Origin of the sequence: Pseudomonas sp. RW409 (assembly GCF_003184125.1) — a bacterium.
GTDB classification, from domain to species: domain Bacteria; phylum Pseudomonadota; class Gammaproteobacteria; order Pseudomonadales; family Pseudomonadaceae; genus Aquipseudomonas; species Aquipseudomonas chlororaphis_I.
This window is the reverse complement of record NZ_QHHP01000024.1, coordinates 1-522: the sequence shown is the minus strand read 5'-3', so window position 1 is coordinate 522 and position 522 is coordinate 1. Positions and strand designations below refer to the sequence as shown.

The following is a 522-nucleotide window of genomic DNA, read 5'->3' as shown; positions in this document are numbered from 1 at the left end:
GCTGACCGAAAACTGACCCAGTAAAAGCTGTTCTGCCGACTGAAAACTGACCCAGGTGTTCAACTGCTTCTGCTCGCTTTCCGAGCAGGAGAACACAGGGTGATCAGCATAGAAATGTTGGGGAAAATTCGGCGGATGTGCCTTCGCGACAAGTTGTCGCTGCATCAGATAGCCAGCGTCCCGGGCTGTCGAGAAACACCATTCGAAAATGGGTCAGAGCCCCCGAAGCCACTCAGCCGGCGTACCAACGGTGCGCAACCTTCAACAAACTCAGTCCATTTCACGAGACGCAGGAGCAGGCGCTCAAGGCCGATTCGTTTCGGGCAAAGCACAACCGCAGGAGCGCCAAAGCACTCTTCGAACAGATCAAGGCCGAGAGGTACGACGGCGGCTACAGTCAGCTCACCGCCTTCATACACTCGTGGCGCGGCGAGCAAGGCAAGTCTTTGCAGGCCTTTGTACCGCTGACATTTGCACTCGGCGAGGCCTTTCTACTGGAGCGAAGAAGGTCTGCTGATCGGC

The 522-nt window shown here is 56.5% G+C and carries 1 pseudogene; it reads left to right on the top strand.

Annotation, left to right across the window (positions count from 1 at the left end):
- Positions 1–114: 114 nt before the first annotated feature.
- Positions 115–522: pseudogene (locus DK261_RS13025) on the top strand (IS21 family transposase); the annotation flags it as partial.